This is a genomic window from Microcosmobacter mediterraneus, assembly GCF_031846265.1.
GTDB classification, from domain to species: domain Bacteria; phylum Bacteroidota; class Bacteroidia; order Flavobacteriales; family Flavobacteriaceae; genus Microcosmobacter; species Microcosmobacter mediterraneus.
On sequence record NZ_JAVRIA010000002.1, the window covers coordinates 13982 to 32049 of the forward strand.

An 18068-nucleotide genomic window follows, 5' to 3' on the forward strand; every position below is an offset into this window, starting at 1 on the left:
TGTTACTCTTTTAAAAGTTTAGATATATCTTCTTTTAGTATACTAATTTCTTCTTTTTCGCCATCTTCTTCACCTTCGGCAACACTAATAATGCCTTTGTAATAGATTCTTGGGTTACCGAAGTCATCTGTTCTACTTCGTAAGTATCCGTTTTTATCGACTAAAGCAAAGTTTCCTGAGTGTTCTATACCGCCTTCAGCTTGTAAATTTTTCCCAGCGTATATGGTAAATCCTATATTAGCTAAATCTAAAAGGTCTTTCTCGGCACCAGTCATTAAATGCCAATTGGGGTTGGTAACACCATAATTATCTGCATATTTCTTTAAAACTTCAGATGTATCATACTGAGGGTTTATAGTAAACGATGCTACTCCAAAATTCTCAAAATCATTAAACTTATCTTGAATCTCTACCAAATTTCTACTCATTCTTGGACAAATTGTTGGACAGGTTGTAAAGAAAAAATCAACAACATATACTTTCCCTTGGTAATCTTGGTTTGTTATAGTATCACCATTTTGATTAACAAACTTAAATGCTGGTGCTTTTTTAGGTTTGCCATTAATCTCAATAAACATTAAATCAGATGCTTCTTTCATTACGAAATCTACTTTGTTTACTTCTTCGCTTCTACTCTCATCTCTAATGATATCATCTTTTGAAATACGATCTACAATTCTTGGAATAAAAATTATCCCGAAAACTAGTATGATAAAGGCAATACCTACATAAGAATAATTAGTTTTTTTACTCATTTGAATTGGCTTTTAAATCATTTGCTCTTCGTGAAGAAGAATCAAACTTACCTTTGCGCTTTTGTCTATATTCTGTGAATAAAATTCGCATATCATCATTCATTTTGTTTTTCACCTCTTCAATTTCAATACAATTGTAAGAGTTTAGTCCATATACTATTGTGCTTTTTTCAACTTCACTATCGTCTCTATCATCTAAACGTCCTCTTTGATTAAGGTCTTTATCAATAAGAAATACCTCTTCTGTACATAAGTTTTCATCCAAAGGTATATCGTATTTTAAACTATTATAGGTTGCCTTTATATTCTCGTCTGAGGTAAATACATAGTGCCAAAACCTTAAATCTTCATATCGCTCAACTTCTTTTTTAAGAAAGTTATAATCTTTTTCATAACCACTTGGTGCCATAACTACAATTTGAAATGTTTTAAAGCCTTTAAATTTATCATAAACCAATTCTTTTAAATTAGAGGCTGCAATGGCTTTACTTAAGGGTTGTTTTCCAAAAAATGCTAAAACAGTTAAATGATCTTTCAATTTAATAGTCTCAGATTCAGAAATTTCTTTTACATCTTTATTTACAATGTCTAAAGGTGTGTAGTTGTGAGTTGAAGGATATAAAAACAATAAAAATACTACAGGAAGAAAAAATAAAACTCCTAGCACTAAATTGCGTGTGGTCTTGCTCATTTGCATAATGCAAAAATAAAAAAGGTGGTTCTAAAAAACCACCTTTTATTAGTATTTAACTTGAAAATTAAGTCTTAAAAATCTCGTTTTACAAAACCATCTTTATAAACATCAAAAACATAACCTCCTTCTTGTAACAAAATAAATATAAGATAGCAGATTAAAAATACTGCTGTCCATACTACCATACGTCTTAGAGCTTTGGTTTCATCTCTCATGTGCATAAAATCCCATGTAATATAATATGCTTTTACAATGGTTAGGATAATGAAAATCCAGTTAAGTAATTTCATTCCTAAAAAAGGTGCCATTAACGATTCTGGTTTAATAATACCTAATACAACCTCTACAGTTGTAACAATGGTTAACAATAGTAAAACACCCCAAATTTTTTGAGTATTGGACTTAAATTTTATTAAGCCTCTTAATATTTCTAATTTATGTTCGTGTGCCATAATAAACTCTATGCTTTATGTTATACAAGGTAGAAGAATGTGAATACAAATACCCAAACTAAATCTACAAAGTGCCAGTATAATCCTACCTTTTCAACCATTTCATAACTTCCTCTTCTCTCATAAGTACCTAAAATAACATTAAAGAAAATTATAATATTAATTACAACACCTGAGAATACGTGGAATCCGTGAAAACCTGTAATAAAGAAGAAAAAGTCTGCAAATAAAGACGTGCCATATTCATTGACTTTTAGGTTAGCGCCTTGTACAAATAGCTTTCCATTGTCTTTTATTTGTCTCAGAGATTCTTCTCTAGAAAGCACTGTCTTTTCACCGTCTTCGTTTATTATTTGATTTCTAACTAGTATATTGCTATTTGCGGCTAAACCAGCATAAACCTCATCAACTGTATATTCTGGAAGAGATCCTTCAGACACAAACCATAAACCATTGTCTCTTTGATGTTGAACTCTATCTCCATGTTGTAATATTGCAAATTCTGAAACTGCAACACGCTTAAATACTTGCTCGCCATTGACGTCTTTATATTCTCCAAATTGAAGTATATTACCTCCTTTAGTTTGTACAGCACCATATTCACCTTTAATAAAGGTATTCCATTCCCAAGCTTGAGATCCAACGAATATCAATCCACCAATAATGGTAAGAAACATGTAAAAAGTTACTTTAGCTTTATTCATATGATGTCCTGCATCTACAGCTAATACCATAGTAACCGATGACATAATAAGTATAAAAGTCATAAAAGCCACATAGTACATTGGTGCTTCTACACCATGTAAAAATGGAAAGTGAGTAAATACCTCATCAGCAATTGGCCAAGAGTCTAAGAATTTGAATCTTGAAAATCCGTATGCAGCTAAAAACCCAGAAAACGTTAAAGCATCAGAAACAATGAAAAACCACATCATCAGTTTTCCATAACTTGCCTTTAGTGGTCTATTACCACCTCCCCAAGCTTTTCCTTCTGTACCAGTACTAGCAACTGTAGTATCCATATAAAGCGTTTAGTGTTAAAAATTTTGACAAAAATAATCATTTTATCGGTCTAAAGAAACAACCAGAACTAAATTTTAAAGGCTCTAAATAAGAGTAATTTTTAGAGCTGTTGTTACTTTACAAAAGTTAGGAACAGAAACAGATAAATCCATAATATATCTACAAAGTGCCAAAAATTTGAAGCTAGCTCAAATCCTAACATATCTTTAGAATTATATTTCCCTAATAATTGCTTTACCAAAACTACTATTAAACATACCACACCTACAGCAATATGCAATACATGAACAAATGCTATGAGGAATACAAAAGATGTTTTAGGGTTACTAGTTGGTCCTGTAAAATTGTAACCTGCCTCTACCATACTATTAAAACCTGTAAATTGATTGTAAGCAAAGACTAAACCTAGTACTAATGTTGCCACTAAAAAGGTAATGGTTTGTTTATAGTCATCTCGTTTTAAAGCGCGTTTAGCGAAAATCAGAGTAATACTGCTTAGAACAATAAAAACAGTACTTATTAGAAAAGCCTCTGGTAAATTAAAATCTGATAACCAATCTTCTCTAGATCTACTAACAATATATGCACTTGTCCATCCTGCAAAGGACATGATCAAAGAAATAATACCAAACCATAGCATCATTTTTTTTGCTCTAGTTTGCTTTTGCTGTTCTGTTCCTTGAGTTAAATCCATACTATTCTAAATAAATTTATCGACTACATAGACTATTTGTAGCAGTGTAATGTAAGTAACACTTGCTAGCATTAATTGCTTAGCTGCTTTAGAGGATCTTTTTCTAAACAATTCAAAAGCATAATAAAGCATTACCAAACCTAAAAGCAATACTACCACAGCTCCAACGATAGATAATTTGAGATCTCCTGTAAATCCAAACACTGGAATAATAGAAACTAATATGGTCCAAACTGTATATATAATCGTTTGTACTGCTGTTCCTTTATCTCGTTTACCAGTAGGCAACATAAAGAAACCTCCTTTTTTATAATCATCAAATAAAAACCATCCTATCGACCAAAAGTGAGGGAATTGCCAAAAGAATTGTAAGGCAAATAAAATACCTGGCTCTATACCAAAATCATTCCTTGCCGCTACCCAACCCAACATAAATGGTATTGCTCCTGGTATAGCACCAACAAAAACAGCTAATGGTGTTCTTGTTTTTAAAGGTGTGTAAATACTAGTATATAAAAATATTGAAATGGCACCATACATAGCAGTTTTAGGATTGATAATATAAAGTGAAACAATACCTAAAACAGTAAACAAAATAGCAATAACAAAAGCTGTATTTACAGACATTCTTCCTGCAGGAATTGGTCTATTCTTGGTACGATCCATGAGTACATCTAAATCGCGCTCAATGATCTGATTGTATGCATTTGAGGCACCAACCATAAAAAAGCCACCAAAGGCCAAAAGTACAAGGGTCCACCAATCTACAACTATAGCTCCTAATAAATATCCAGCAATAGAAGAAAACACTACGCTTATAGATAGTCCAAACTTTGTAATTTCTTTGAAATCTGAAATTAATGAAGGTCTTGTTAAAGCTGGTTTTACAGTATCCAATACAATGTGTTTATGCTGCTTTTTGCGAGTGCAAAGATACATCTAAAAAAGATTTTGAACAATGTAAAACTATAGTATTATATAAGAAACTTCTCCTCGTTGTAAGTTTTACTATCTTTAACAGACTTTACGGTTTTAAACTTTTTTACATGAAATTCTTAACAACTCTATTTACAATCACTTGCATCAATTTCTCAACCTTTATTTCAGCACAAGGTATGAACGATGTTGAAATTAAATCCACCAAACTTACGGAGCGGATTTATGTTCTTGAAGGTGCAGGAGGTCAGATTGGAGTTTCTGTTGGAGAAGATGGCGTTTTTATTATTGATGATCAGTTTTCGCCTTTATCAAATAAAATAATTACTAAACTAAAGGAGCTGAGCGACAAACCTATTTCAATTGTAGTTAATACTCACTTTCATGGCGACCATACTGGAGGGAATGAAAATATGGGGAAATTAGGCGCTACCATAATTGCACATGAAAATGTTAGAGAAAGACTAGAGAATACACCCAAACGTGATGGTACCAAAAATTCTAAAGAAGCACTCCCTGTAATCACTTATAACGACAAAATGAGTATTTATATAAACGGCGAGCAAGTTGCTATATATCACTCTAAAAATGCGCATACAGATGGCGATTCATTATTATACTTTACAGAAAGTAATGTGCTACATACTGGCGACACTTACTTTAGTGGTTGGTATCCTTACATAGATCTTAAATCTGGAGGAAGTGTTAACGGTTATATTGATACTGTGAAACGAAGTCTAATTCTAATTGATGACGACACTATTATTATTCCTGGTCATGGTCCAATTTCAAATAAAAAAGAATACAGTGCTTATCTCGTAATGTTAGAAACACTAAAAGAACGAATACTTACTAAAATTAAAGCAGGCTTATCTGAAGATGAGATAGTCAATGATTCTACTCTTACCTCTGATTTTGATGATCAAGGCTTCAGTTGGCGATTTATAACTTCAGAAAAAATTAGACGAACGTTTTATCAGAGTTTAAAGGGAACTTTATAAATCAAAATACCAATTAAATAAATCAGTACGTAAGCCAATATTAAACCAAACAGTATTGCTTTTAAACGTAGTTGCTGTATTTGCATTTGGATTAAAATCTCTTACACTTATATTGGTAAAAAGTTTAAGATTAGTTACAGGGTTTATAATATAACCTGCTTGTAATTCTCCATGAAATATAGACGTTTTATTGCCTTGACCAATTTTAACACCTTCATCAAAAGGTCTATCTTCCTCATTTCTGTAGATATCACCTCCATAGAAAAAGTTATCAGTTCCATCATTAAAATCGAAACCACGAGTACCAAATACCAATTTAGCATCACCATACCAACGCTTATAATTGTAGCGACCTATAAGAATAAATTCCCTAAAATTTGCTCCCCAAAGATGAGCCATAGGTTGGTTGGCATGCGCATAATTAAGCACCACAGAATTATGAGAATATGTATATGGCCTCACTTGATTGTACTCTGCCTGTAAGTAAAGGTTTTTAACCTTAAAAGCATCGTAATACTTTACGCCTAATTGATATCCAAATTTATTTTTCCAACTCTTATTTCCACCTTTAACAGCATCTAAAGAAAATTCATCTAAAATAAATTGTCCATACAAGTTTATCTTATTGTTCCACTTATACTTGGCAGTAGCACCTAAAATTGCATTTCCTGCATCTTGGCCAGTTTCAAACTCAATAGCTCTGTAGAAAATAACAGGATTAAGATAATTAATATCAAAACCTCTTCCGTTAGCATCAACCCACATCACAGATTCAAAGAATCCTAAATTTAAGCGCTTAGAGACATTCCAACTTAAATAATGGTTTGCCATATACTTAGTTAAAAAAGCTCCATCTTCTTCAACTGATGGTCTTATATCTCTTAACCACATCCAAGTATTGGTATACTTTATTTTCCAGAATTTAGTATTTAGTTTTAAGAATGTATGCGGAGTTGCAACATCACTTTGTAATAAAGTTCTGTAACCATCACCAATAAAATTTTTACCATGACCAAATTGTATATTGAAATGCTTGCTTGCTTCAAAAGACAAATACGCTTCAGCAATTGGGTAATCAAATGCATTAGATTTAAAACGCTTAGCGATACCTCTACCAGGAACTACAGCAACTTCTGTATCAGAATTTGGTTTTCCTAAACTCTCAGCATAGTGATTATAATATTGAGCAAATCGCCCTTGACTTTCAAAAACTGAAGTAGAAAAACTAAACCGTTTTCCTAAAGCGCCTTGAATGAATACACCTCTAGTATTATTGAATGTAGTATTAAAATCAGCATCTGAATCTTTACCTACTTGCAAATCAAAAATAGGATCTACTGTAAACCAAAAATCCTTGCCTTGCACTTCAACTAAATGCTCATTCCAGAGTTTTCTTGCCCACCAACCTTCGCCTTCTTTTTCTAAACCTTCCTTTTCAGCTTCAAAATCGTAATATCTAGAAACTTCACTGTAAATAAAAGGCTTAGCTGCAGTATGTGAGTTAGTGCCTAGAGCATTCATTTGTGCGTCAAATCGTGTATAATAATTGTGCGTAAACGGAATATTTAAAGGGCTCTTGTATTCTAATTTTTGATATTTTACTAAACTTTTGTTTAAACTGTCTAATTCATTTGAAACCGTCTCATTAAGGTCAACAACTTGTTTAGTTGCTTCTTGCTTTGCTTCATATGTAGCAATCAAAACAGAATTTACTAATGGAATTTTAAGTGTTAATGAGTACTGATAAAACGTTGGTTTTCCGTTATAAGTTCCTGGTTTAACTTTAGGCAAGCTCTCAAAAATACGTTTTGTTTCTTCTTTAAGTTCATCATATGTCGCATCGACATATAGTACCTTAAAAACACCCTCTTTATCAACTTCAAATAATATTTTTATATCACCTTTATAGTCTTCTTTAGATACAATATCTGGAACTTTGAAATTACTAAATATGAAACTATTTAAGGTATTTGTAAAGCAGTTTTTAAGCTGTGCTATAGCTGAAGAATCACATTCTGAAAATACAGGCGGTTTTTCGTAGTTTGAAATCTGTTGAGAAAATAAAAATGTACTAAAAAAAACAAGTACTATACTGAGATATCCTTTCATAAAGATTCTAAGAATTAATGCCTGAAAGATACTATTTTTTTAATTGTATAAATAGCATAAAAAAGCCGTTATTAAATTAATTAATAACGGCTTTTACACTTAAAAATAACTATTAATCCTGAACATAGAATTTAATAGGTAATTGGTAAATGACTCCAACAGGTTTGTTTTGTTGCATTCCTGGCTTCATCTCTGGTATTTTGTTAATAACACGTTTGGCTTCTTTTTCTAAAGCAGGATGTGGCGCTCTGGTTTTTATATCTACGACATTTCCTGTTTTATCAATTTTAAACTGTACATCTATTTTCTGCTTTCCTGAAAGTCCATATTCAATGGCTAAATCTGTATTAAATTTTTTTTGAATAAGTTTGGTCAACTTATCAGACATGCATTGTCTGCGAGCATCGTTAGTCTTTTTTCTTTCGCAACCAGGGAAAACTGGAACCACTTCTACATTTATCCAAGCAATCTCATCTACTGGTTTGTCTTCTGAGACAACCTTAATATCAGTAACTTTAACAGGCTCATTAACTACTGGATCTTCTTCTGGTGTTATGATATCTGTTTCAGTAAAAGGAATATCGTCTTTTACAACTTTTATAACATCTGATAGTGTTTGCTTTTTCTTAACAGGTTCTGGAGTAACAATAGGATCTTTGTAGATTATAAAGTCTGGTGGTGTAACTTCAATAGATTCGTCTTGGTAATCTACTTGAGCTAATTTTGGAGTAGAATCTAAAAACTGCATTTCTAGAAGTAAGTAAGCACCAAGTAAACACAATATCAATCCTACTTGAAAATAGATCGTTGTGTTTTTTTGTAAATTAGCATCGTGCTTTTGTGATTGTTTTACCACAGTAGCGCTCTGGCCAGCTTTACTGTGATTGTTTTTAAATGTTTTCATAATACGTATTATTTAAAATGTTAATATTATGATAAATTCACAATAAGCATACCAAAGTAAAAATCCCAACGCTTTGCGTTGGGATTTTTCAATATTTGTAAAATATATGTTTACGTCTTAATCTTGTACTTGGAATAAAATTGGTAATGAATACGGAACTGTTACCGCCTTCCCTCTTTGCTTACCTGGTTTCATTTTTGGTAATAATCCAATAACACGTTTAGCCTCTTTTTCTAAACCTGGATGTGGAGCTCTTGCTCTTACACTAGTAATATTACCAGACTTATCTATTTTAAAAATTACATTAATTCTCTGACGTCCTTCTAAACCAAGGTCTCCAGCTAAATCTGTATTAAACTTACGGTTTACGAACTTACTTATCTTATCAGACATACATTGCTTTTTAGCAGCATTTCCTTTTTTCTTTTCACAACCAGGAAAAATTGGTACATTTTCGATAACAGAAAAAGGTACTTCTATATCTTCTTCTACTTCTTCTACCTCTACTTCTTCTACTTCAACAATTTCAGTATCCTGTTCTGTTTCTGTAGACTCAATTACAGTTTCTTCAATTTCTTCTTCATCATCTACCACTTCAATCTCTTCAGGAGCTGCTGGTGGAGGAGGTGGGGGAGGTGGAGGTGTTTGTAATTGTTCTGTAATCGGAATTTCTTCTTCTAATTCATCATCTAAATTTAAACGATCTCCAACGACATCACTCTGATCATAAGATTTGTAGTTAATAGCGTAATTTGTGATACCTAGCATTAGTAATAGACCAACTGCTAAGTATATTGCACTGTTTCTTCCTACGTCTGCGTTAAGATTCTTTTTAGGTTCCATATTAAAAGATATTTTAGAATGCTAAAGTAACCAATTAATAGTTAAAAAAGCAAGGGTTTATTTGATTTTAACTTTGTTTTTAAAAGCAATAATTGCTAGTACTGCAAATACTATACCTAAAGTATTTGCTACGATATCATAATAGTCAAAAGCTCTATATTCACTTAAACGTGGTTGTAATATTTCAATAATTGTTCCATAACTAAAACAAAATAAAGAGCATAGTAAGGGTGCATATTTTACGGAAGTCTTAACAGTATAATTAAAGGCAAATACAACCATTACAAAGTAAGCAATACAATGAAATATTTTATCATCAAAAGTTTCATCTACCACTTCAACTTCTTGAATAGTGATAAAGCTTAACACTAAAATCAATAATAAATAACTGATAAATATAAAAAAGGCATGCTTTCTAACCAGCGATAAGAGCTTTGTAATCATCTGCTGAGAGTAAATGGTCTAATTGAGACACATCAGAACATCTTACTTTAATCATCCAACCATCACCATAAGGATCTGAGTTTACTTTTTCTGGCTCATCTTCTAAAGAATCATTAAATTCTATTATCTCTCCAGAAACTGGTAAGAATAAATCTGATACTGTTTTTACAGCTTCTACTGTTCCAAAAATTTCTTCTGCCTCAAGAGTTTCATCTAAGGTTTCTACTTCTACATAGACTATATCTCCTAATTCGCCTTGGGCAAAATCTGTGATACCAACTGTAACAATATCGTCATCAATTTTAATCCACTCGTGATCTTTAGTGTATTTTAGTTCGGAAGGAATATTCATGGTATTAATCGTAATAAGTTTGTTACAAATGTAAATGTTATCTCTGCAGTTTCAAATTTAATTTCCGAAATTATAACGTAGCGTTATACCAGAACGTATTGCCGTTTGTGGAAATGAAGTTGAGATGGCGTAGTCAGAGAATGTATAATCAAAATAGAAAATACCTGTTAAGTTTTTTGTAAAGGCATAATCTGCTGTGTAATTAATTCCCCAAATGGTTTGGCCAGCTGTGATCTGATTATTATCTAAATCTAAGTATCTAATAATAGTCTTGTTTTCTCGAATAGATGCATCTAATTTCATGTTAAGATCACTTTTAATGACTTGTCTAGGACCAGCAAGTTTAGATCTTATGCGTAAATCTTTAATTCTGTAACCTAATCCTAAAGTGTATTGATTTCCTTTTATTTCGGTTAATAAATTATTATCAAAACTTAAAGATAAAATTCTATCCTTTTGTATTTCTGCAAGAATCTTAATAGAGTTCTTCATCTCCATATCTAATCGAATTAAAGGACTAAATTGCTCTTCTAAATTTATATTACTAAATAATGTTTGTGCTTTAAAATTACCGCCTTGATCTAACTCATCTGGATTATCTGGATCAAATTCTAAATTGGTTCTAAACTGGTTAATCGTATAATTAGACCTATATCCATGGTTAATAGAGAAACGTCTAAAATGCTTTTTAAACCATTTCATTTTCATAAAACCTGTATACTTTAAATTCCATCCAGGAATAGGAATATCTCTAAATGCTCCTAAACTAATTTTACCTGCATCTGTTCCTTGGTAAGCAGATAAAAACGCTGGTAATAACACTCGTTGACTATTTTTACCAAACCCAACTGGGAAACCTTCTGGATCTGTTGGGAAAGCAGAAGTGCCATAGAACTCTGTTGCTAACCTATTAGCTACTGTTAGTCTATTACTTCTAAAATCGTCAAAAGCTGCTGAACTTATCTCATCACTTTGACTGAAGGCCGTTCTTATAAGGTTGGTAGATATACTAAAGTTACCAAACGAATTGGTAATTAAATCTTCGTAAGCATCACTAAAGCCATCATTATCACTATCTAGCCCTCTGAAATTTTGGGTGAGATTTTCTGAATAGATTCTGTTACCAATTAAATCTATTTTTAAATCTCTTACTGGTTCAACATTTATGGTGTAATCTAAATTTTTATTAGTTACTTCTGTGTACTGTTGGTTAAAATCTTGATAGGTAGTTAACCAACCATTTTGTGCTACAACATCTCTAATATCTCTTTGGCTACCAAAGGTATAACCAAAAGTTGGCCTTAAAGTACCTATAAATCCTGGTGTATTTAAATAACCAGGTAGGAATGACCCGTTATTCTCTTGGTAATTAATTTGAATACGTTTTACCATGGTTAAAAGGTCAATAGCTGCATTACCTAACTTTTTACCTACACTCGTTTTATTAGCATTAGGATCTTGAGCATTAGGAACACCTGCTCCTTTAGTCTGAGTTTTTCGGCCACTTCTAGCATTTCTGCTTGTTTTCTTAGTTAACCCAATATAACGATATAAGGTTTCCATGTTAAGTGTTGTATTTAACACATGTGTATTAGCGTTTTGAATGGTATTACCAAGATTGGTAAAACTCGTATTACCATTATCATCTGTAACTTCAAAATTCAAATTAAGGTCAGAACCTTTGGTCCATTGAAAATCTCCTGTATAACTATAATCTGCTCTTAAGAAACTTAAAAACGGAAGCTTATATAGTGGCAACTCATAATTAAGTTGTAATTGCTGGCTTTGAATATTTGGATCACCAAGATCAAAGAAGCCATCCCAAACATTTAGGTTTGGATCTTGCCTTCCATTTAATCTATCATCTATAAAATAATTTCTTACAATATTACTATTAGCTGCTGTAAAGTTAATAGCTAAAGCTTTGGTAAGCTGATAGTTTATGGCGTATTGAAAATCGAAATTATAATTTCTTCTAAACAATTCTTCTATAGCAATGTTATCACCTCCAAGTTCTACTTCTCTAAATTTTTGTTTACTAAACTGTCTTATAATATCTGTGTTAACTGTAAAACTACTTGGCAAATAGTTGAAATTAAAATCCTTTAAAATTTTCCAATATTTACTTTTAAATAATGAGTCATTTTTTTTGAAAGGTTCTATCGTTTTAGGTTCAAAATTAAACGCATAATTTACACCAGCTCTTACACTTTGATCCAGGGAGTTTTCTATTTCAAAATCGCGATGTTCTACTTTATTATAGGCATAATTAAAGGTGAAATTCTCCACATCATAAAAACGTGGTTTGGCGTCACCTGTTCTTTGTTTACGAACACCTATGAAATTTATACTTTTTCGCTTGGTATAATTTTCATTAACTGTGAGTATAGAATCTCTATTATTAGTATTATTTAACTGAGTTTCTAATCGTAAATCTCTATAAAACTGATCATACTCAGGAGTAATTACTTCTTCACTTTGCCCATAATTAAATGGAATTTGAATTCCCCATTTTTTTGGTAATAACTGACCTAAATTTATATTGGTAACAACATCGTATTGTTTAATATCCTCACGACTACGCTCATTTGGTCGTTGCTCTAAGGTACCAAAGCCATTAGTGCTTCGTCTACCAGTTGCACTAACATTAGCAAAATCTGCGATATTAGAATCCATACTTAAAATGGCTGCCCAACCACCTTCATTATCTAAATCTGAGAGTCTTAATTCATTAAACCAAGCTTCACCACATACATTAATACCATCATTTCTTCCATTTTTAAGACCTACCATTAATACTCTAATGTCTCCAAAGTTCGGATTTCCTTTTATAGCTACACGCTGAAGGTCTGCTTGATCGTAGCCTGAATTAGGATCTGTTAATGGCGTTTCATTTAAGACACCATCAATAACGTCATAATATGATGGTTCTATATTAGTTAAGGTTTGATTGGCTATTCCTATAGATTTAATCTGCTCTAATACACTTAACGGCATTTCTATTTCATTAGGCCAAACATCTTCTGGAGCTGCACCATCTCTAACATCTAACGGAATTTCAATCTGATAAAAGTTCTCCGTAAAATCATTACCCATTCTAATAAAACCTACCATTTCATTAGGATTAAGCACTTGATTCTCCTGAGGCTGAGCATGGATAAACATACGCAACTTCTTATATTGACGCATATCTATGCTAATGTTTTTAAACACACCAACTGCATCTGTTGGTTCTAATTCACAAGCTTCAACAACAAGAGATTGTTCATTTTGTCGTATTACTGTATTGTTATTGTTTAATTCTTCTCGCACAATCCCTGGAGGAATTACATAATTACCATCATTATCCTGTATACTAATAACACCAACACTGAAATCTAAATTTGAACTATTGTTAGAAGGATCGTTATCTAAATCTAAACTATAACGCCTCCAGTCACTTCTTACTAAATCAAATGTACCAAAACGTAATACTGTATTTTGTGTAAAATCTTTTAAGTACATTCTTGCAAAACGAATAGAACGAATATCTGTAATACCGCCTATTTCTCTTGTTGCTTCATTGATAGGTAATCTAAACTGATACCAGGTAACGTCTCTAGTTTGACCATTTGGTAAAGTAACTGTTCGAGTTTTAACATCATTAATCTGCGTGTTATTAGGATCAGATAATGAGGTAGGTGTCATTTCAACTTCGTACTCAAAATAACTATCAATAGTATTCATAGTATTATCTCTATTGATATCCTCAGCATCTGGTTGTGTAGTGTTACCTCTATTGGTATCTGAAAAGGCATCTGGCGTGTTACCATCTACTCCATTATACTTTTTATAGCGCTCAAAAATATCACCATCAGTATTAAGATAGAAGGTATAATCATCATTGGCAGGATCTTCTAAGGTATTAAAATCTGGGAAACTTGCAGCTTCTTCAGTATTATCATAACCATCATACCCAACATCTTGATTAGTTCGCTCTTGACCTGTAGTTGCAAATGTGTAAATTAAAGATTGACTCTGTGGCACTACAGTAGAATAATCTGTTAATGGCAACCCACTGATATCTCCATCTTCTGGTAAGCCGTTTTCAAATTGCTTCTTACCATCTCGTAAAACATCTTCAGAGATATTACCAAGATTAATTAACAGCTTACCTCCAGGACTTGATGGACCACTATCTAAGAAAGGGTCTTGCACCCAAAACTCAATAAACTCAACATTAGCCTGTTCAAAATCTGTTGATGCTATTTGTCTTGTAATACCAGCCCAACTATCAGTCGGATCAATACCATTTTCTGCACCATTTTCGAAGTTATATGGACCACGCTCTGATGGATAATACGCTAAATCTAGAGTATTAATAACTGATGTTTGCCCTTGAACAATATCAATATTTGGGAAAATTTCTTCAATAAATACTCGCCTTGTGTATAGGTTAGACACATCATCATCAGATATACCTCCTGGTCTTTGGTTACCATAAAAAATAGGATCAATAGTATACCAGTTTAGTAAGGCTCTACCAAAACCGTTTTGCAATCCGTTTTCATCTTCATTAGGAAATCCTGGATAGGTAACTCCTAAATCTTTTGGTCTACTAGATAAAAACCAGGATAAAGGAGATAATAAATCGATTGCTCCTTGAGTACCTTCAAAATCATCTATATAAGCTGTTGCTTCACCATTTAAATCTGTTCCGTTTGGAGCACCAGGAGCTAAATAAGCAAACTCTCCTCTAACCGATAGATTAGATGGTACATCTGTATCTATATTTGGCAATTTATTGACTAGTCTAGTCAAAAACGGAAGCTCTGTAGAATAGTTACCATTAATACCAAAAATAGTATTGCTAATTGATTCTGAATTGTAATTAGCTTTTTGCGTTATTGGTCGTTCACTAAGGTTTAAGAATGTTCCTCCTAAAACAAAGTTTTCGTTAAACTGATGTTCAACATTAATACCCATAAAACGTCGAGTTTGCTGACCAAAAACCGCATTATTTTCTACAGTAACATTAATTGGTGTATTCGATGCTTCTAATGCAGGATCTAAAATTTGAACACGACCAGTTTGATAATTCACTGTATAATCCACACCTTCAACAAGGGTTCTACCACCTGCAGTTACTCGCACAGATCCTCTTGGCACATTAAATGCTCCGATCGGAATTCCGTCACCACCACTAGATTTAAAGCGTCCTTTAATTTGGAATTTATTTTTTTCTGCCTGATCTAATGCAGCTGTCTTAGTGGATTTATAAAGTATATCGTAAACATACTTTTCTTGATTATCGTTATAGGTCGTATTGTTATTATAATCTTCTGAAGGGTCTGAAGATAAAATATCAAATAAATACTCTCCAAAAGGTTCTACTTTTGTGAAAATGATTTTACCATTTTGAGTGAGTACAGTTTGTCCTTCAACAAAATCAAAGAAACCATCACCTCGTTCTTGAGGATCATTATTAAAGTTAAGTCTATCTAAATGAAAGAGCCTAATTAAAGGAGTCTCTTGTATTTCGGTATCGTCTGCAGGATCAAAAGTATTATTCCCAAAAACAGGAAAAGTGGTTCCTTCAACAGGTCTTATATAGTTAACTGGTGATGCTTCTCTATAAAAAATATTTAATCTAAAATCCTCTCGTTCTAATTGGAAAGCACCTGTGTCATATATGTTTTTCATCATTAAATCCCAAATCGGTTCATCAACTGCTGTAACAGCACTCTTAAGCATTTTTAGGACTAATGCATTATTATTAATAATTTGATTTCCGTTAACATCGTCTTCAACATCTGTGGCATTAACACCATCGTTAGCAAATTCTCCAACTTGAAATACTTGTCCACCAACGGTATATTGAAAAGCTACTGCTAAAACTTCGTCATTTAGTAATCTTTGATTAAGTGATATATAACCTAATTGCGTGTTTAGTGAATATTCTGAGCCTTCTCTAAGTTTACGTGCACTTTCTAATTTACCATAATCAAATCCTTCATTTACAGTGGTAAGCACTCCAGACTCAACATTAGTAATAGTTCTTACGGCCTCAGTTAAAAGAGAACCAGCACCTCCAATGTTTTCTGGATCAAAATCGTTATTTTGGTTATCAGGAAATGAGCCAGTAGGTACATTAACAAAACCAGGTGGATCATCTGATGGATCATCATTAGCTCCTAAACCAATTCTATCGGATTCTCCTAAGTCTTGAAATGCTACAACATTCCTAACATTATCTGTTTGATTATTTCTATTGGTTACCCAAACTTCAATTCTAGTAATCTGTACATTATTGTCAATGTATGGATAACGCAACATCGATTGATCGTATGTATCTCTAAAATATTGCGCCAGGAAGAAGTGCCTATTTTCATCGTAATCTCTTCCAAAGAATTCAAACTCAGATAAGGTTCCACCACCTTGAGCAGTCACAGAACTAGATTGTGATTGTTGTTCTGAGAATACTGCAGTAACTCTTGTTTTGCCAAATTGTAATTCTGTTTTTACACCAAATAAGCTTTGGGCTCCTGTAATTAAAGAACTATTTAATGGCATGTTTACATTACCTACTTCTATCTTTCTTACAATATCATCTTCAGTTGGTGTATATTCTAACTTTATTAAATTCTGAAAATCAAAAGTTGATTCTGTATCGTAATTCGCTGTTACTTGTAGACGTGTTCCTACTTTACCTAAAAGACTTAAACTAATACGTTGATCAAAATCAAAGGTGAAATTTGTTCTGTTTTGAGGAGAGAAATTTGGATTATCTTGCTTTGAAAATAAGACACCAAAATCTACTTCTACAGAACCTTGAGGTATCACTTCGATAGTATTACCACCAAAAATAGTTTCAAACAATCCTGAGTTTACATAGAATTCTGGTAATAGATTTTTTTGTTCCTCTTCTGAACCATCTTTTTGCCCTGCTGCTGCATCAATTTTTTGTTTGTAATACAACTTCATCTGCTCTTGTAACAAAAGTTTTTGAAACTCTGCAGGTGTTAAGATGATAGGATAATTAATATTAAATTCACCTACTTTAGCTGTATAAATGTAACGATCTAAAACAGGATCATAAGTATACTTTGTAATGATACTGCTTGGGTTAGGCATATTAATATTACCTAATGCATACGTTGTTTTTGTACTATCCTGCTCTTGAGTATTCTGAGCGTTTAAGGTAAACCCAAAGCACAGAACTACAATAAAGATGTAATATTTAAGCGGTGATTGAAGTATAGTAAAGTTGGTCGTATTCAAAATGAATTATAGGTTTTTTAAAGCTTCTTTGATAATGGTTTCTACATTAACATCTGGATCATTTAATAGAATTTTATCTACAACTTTCTCGGATTGTTTTTTATTAAATCCAAGAACATCTAAAGCAGATAACGCTTCTTCTTTGCTAGTATTGCTTTGAGAAGTGGAAACTTCATCTATATCATAAACTTTAAGAATTTTGTCTTTAAGATCTAAAATAACACGTTGCGCTGTTTTTGCTCCAATTCCTTTTACAGATTGAATTAATGCTACATCATCTTTTGCTATGCCTTCTTTAACTTGTGCTGGTGTAAGTGAGGATAACATGGTTCGTGCTGTACTTGCACCAACACCATTAACAGAAATAAGTAACTTAAAGATTTCGCGTTCGGCTACAGAGGAAAATCCATACAATGTATGCGAGTCTTCTCTAACCTGCAAATAGGTGTATAGCTTGAGGCTTTCCTTATCTGGAATTTGAGAAAATGTATTAAGAGAGATATTTAGAAAATAGCCTACTCCATTACAATCTATGACAACATCAGTAGGATTTTTTTCTACTAATCTCCCTTGTATATGCGTAATCATTTAGCTGCTTTGG

Annotated in this window: 14 protein-coding genes; 1 reads left to right on the forward strand and 13 read right to left on the reverse strand. The window is 32.5% G+C overall.

The features are described 5' to 3' along the window. Nucleotides 1-2: 2 nt before the first annotated feature. The 6 genes from RM697_RS03575 to cyoE all read right to left on the reverse strand — a co-directional run bounded on the left by RM697_RS03575 (nucleotide 3) and on the right by cyoE (nucleotide 4557). On the reverse strand, nucleotides 3-755 hold the full coding sequence (locus tag RM697_RS03575) for an SCO family protein (protein ID WP_311426487.1): 753 nt from the start codon (nucleotides 753-755) through the stop codon (nucleotides 3-5). Then, the gene (locus tag RM697_RS03580) at nucleotides 748-1446 is read right to left on the reverse strand and encodes a thioredoxin domain-containing protein (RefSeq protein ID WP_311426488.1); all 699 of its coding nucleotides are present in this window, start codon (nucleotides 1444-1446) and stop codon (nucleotides 748-750) included. The genes RM697_RS03575 and RM697_RS03580 overlap by 8 nt, the downstream gene beginning before the upstream one ends. 74 nt (nucleotides 1447-1520) lie before the next feature. Further along, nucleotides 1521-1901: a cytochrome C oxidase subunit IV family protein gene (locus RM697_RS03585; RefSeq protein ID WP_311426489.1), complete on the reverse strand. Its 381-nt coding sequence runs from the start codon at nucleotides 1899-1901 to the stop codon at nucleotides 1521-1523. Between the two features lie 20 nt (nucleotides 1902-1921). After that, nucleotides 1922-2923: a cytochrome c oxidase subunit 3 gene (locus RM697_RS03590; RefSeq protein WP_311426490.1), complete on the reverse strand. Its 1002-nt coding sequence runs from the start codon at nucleotides 2921-2923 to the stop codon at nucleotides 1922-1924. Nucleotides 2924-3036: 113 nt separating this feature from the next. Continuing rightward, entirely contained in the window at nucleotides 3037-3618 is a 582-nt protein-coding gene (locus tag RM697_RS03595; RefSeq protein WP_311426491.1) for a cytochrome c oxidase subunit 3, read from the reverse strand. Between the two features lie 6 nt (nucleotides 3619-3624). Further along, nucleotides 3625-4557, reverse strand: coding sequence for a heme o synthase (cyoE, locus tag RM697_RS03600; RefSeq protein WP_311426492.1), 933 nt, complete (start codon nucleotides 4555-4557; stop codon nucleotides 3625-3627). A gap of 107 nt (nucleotides 4558-4664) precedes the next feature. Between cyoE and RM697_RS03605 the strand changes: the two genes are divergently transcribed. Then, complete coding sequence (locus RM697_RS03605) at nucleotides 4665-5555, forward strand: MBL fold metallo-hydrolase (protein ID WP_311426493.1); 891 nt, start codon at nucleotides 4665-4667, stop codon at nucleotides 5553-5555. On the opposite strand, the gene RM697_RS03610 is transcribed toward RM697_RS03605, so the two are convergent. The 7 genes from RM697_RS03610 to ruvA all read right to left on the reverse strand — a co-directional run bounded on the left by RM697_RS03610 (nucleotide 5550) and on the right by ruvA (nucleotide 18055). Further along, nucleotides 5550-7664, reverse strand: a complete 2115-nt coding sequence (locus RM697_RS03610; RefSeq protein WP_311426494.1) for a gliding motility protein RemB — start codon at nucleotides 7662-7664, stop codon at nucleotides 5550-5552. The genes RM697_RS03605 and RM697_RS03610 overlap by 6 nt on opposite strands. Nucleotides 7665-7776: 112 nt before the next feature. Further along, entirely contained in the window at nucleotides 7777-8568 is a 792-nt protein-coding gene (locus tag RM697_RS03615) for an energy transducer TonB (RefSeq protein WP_311426495.1), read from the reverse strand. Between the two features lie 117 nt (nucleotides 8569-8685). Then, the gene (locus RM697_RS03620; RefSeq protein ID WP_311426496.1) at nucleotides 8686-9411 is read right to left on the reverse strand and encodes an energy transducer TonB; all 726 of its coding nucleotides are present in this window, start codon (nucleotides 9409-9411) and stop codon (nucleotides 8686-8688) included. 57 nt (nucleotides 9412-9468) lie between these two features. After that, a complete protein-coding gene (locus tag RM697_RS03625; RefSeq protein ID WP_311426497.1) occupies nucleotides 9469-9855 on the reverse strand; it encodes a VanZ family protein in 387 nt (128 codons plus the stop codon). Continuing rightward, entirely contained in the window at nucleotides 9827-10207 is a 381-nt protein-coding gene (gene gcvH / locus RM697_RS03630; protein WP_311426498.1) for a glycine cleavage system protein GcvH, read from the reverse strand. The genes RM697_RS03625 and gcvH overlap by 29 nt, the downstream gene beginning before the upstream one ends. 57 nt (nucleotides 10208-10264) lie before the next feature. After that, nucleotides 10265-17467 (reverse strand): T9SS outer membrane translocon Sov/SprA, encoded by a 7203-nt coding sequence (gene sov, locus RM697_RS03635; RefSeq protein ID WP_311426499.1) that lies wholly within the window; start codon nucleotides 17465-17467, stop codon nucleotides 10265-10267. A 6-nt stretch (nucleotides 17468-17473) separates the two neighbouring features. Beyond that, entirely contained in the window at nucleotides 17474-18055 is a 582-nt protein-coding gene (ruvA, locus tag RM697_RS03640; protein WP_311426500.1) for a Holliday junction branch migration protein RuvA, read from the reverse strand. Between the last annotated feature and the right edge of the window lie 13 nt (nucleotides 18056-18068).

Coding starts and splice junctions, on each gene's coding strand:
- RM697_RS03575 (WP_311426487.1), bottom strand. CDS start 755: ATGAGTAAAAAAACTAATTATTCTTATGTAGGTATTGCCTTTATCATA.
- RM697_RS03580 (WP_311426488.1), bottom strand. CDS start 1,446: ATGAGCAAGACCACACGCAATTTAGTGCTAGGAGTTTTATTTTTTCTT.
- RM697_RS03585 (WP_311426489.1), bottom strand. CDS start 1,901: ATGGCACACGAACATAAATTAGAAATATTAAGAGGCTTAATAAAATTT.
- RM697_RS03590 (WP_311426490.1), bottom strand. CDS start 2,923: ATGGATACTACAGTTGCTAGTACTGGTACAGAAGGAAAAGCTTGGGGA.
- RM697_RS03595 (WP_311426491.1), bottom strand. CDS start 3,618: ATGGATTTAACTCAAGGAACAGAACAGCAAAAGCAAACTAGAGCAAAA.
- cyoE (WP_311426492.1), bottom strand. CDS start 4,557: ATGTATCTTTGCACTCGCAAAAAGCAGCATAAACACATTGTATTGGAT.
- RM697_RS03605 (WP_311426493.1), top strand. CDS start 4,665: ATGAAATTCTTAACAACTCTATTTACAATCACTTGCATCAATTTCTCA.
- RM697_RS03610 (WP_311426494.1), bottom strand. CDS start 7,664: ATGAAAGGATATCTCAGTATAGTACTTGTTTTTTTTAGTACATTTTTA.
- RM697_RS03615 (WP_311426495.1), bottom strand. CDS start 8,568: ATGAAAACATTTAAAAACAATCACAGTAAAGCTGGCCAGAGCGCTACT.
- RM697_RS03620 (WP_311426496.1), bottom strand. CDS start 9,411: ATGGAACCTAAAAAGAATCTTAACGCAGACGTAGGAAGAAACAGTGCA.
- RM697_RS03625 (WP_311426497.1), bottom strand. CDS start 9,855: ATGATTACAAAGCTCTTATCGCTGGTTAGAAAGCATGCCTTTTTTATA.
- gcvH (WP_311426498.1), bottom strand. CDS start 10,207: ATGAATATTCCTTCCGAACTAAAATACACTAAAGATCACGAGTGGATT.
- ruvA (WP_311426500.1), bottom strand. CDS start 18,055: ATGATTACGCATATACAAGGGAGATTAGTAGAAAAAAATCCTACTGAT.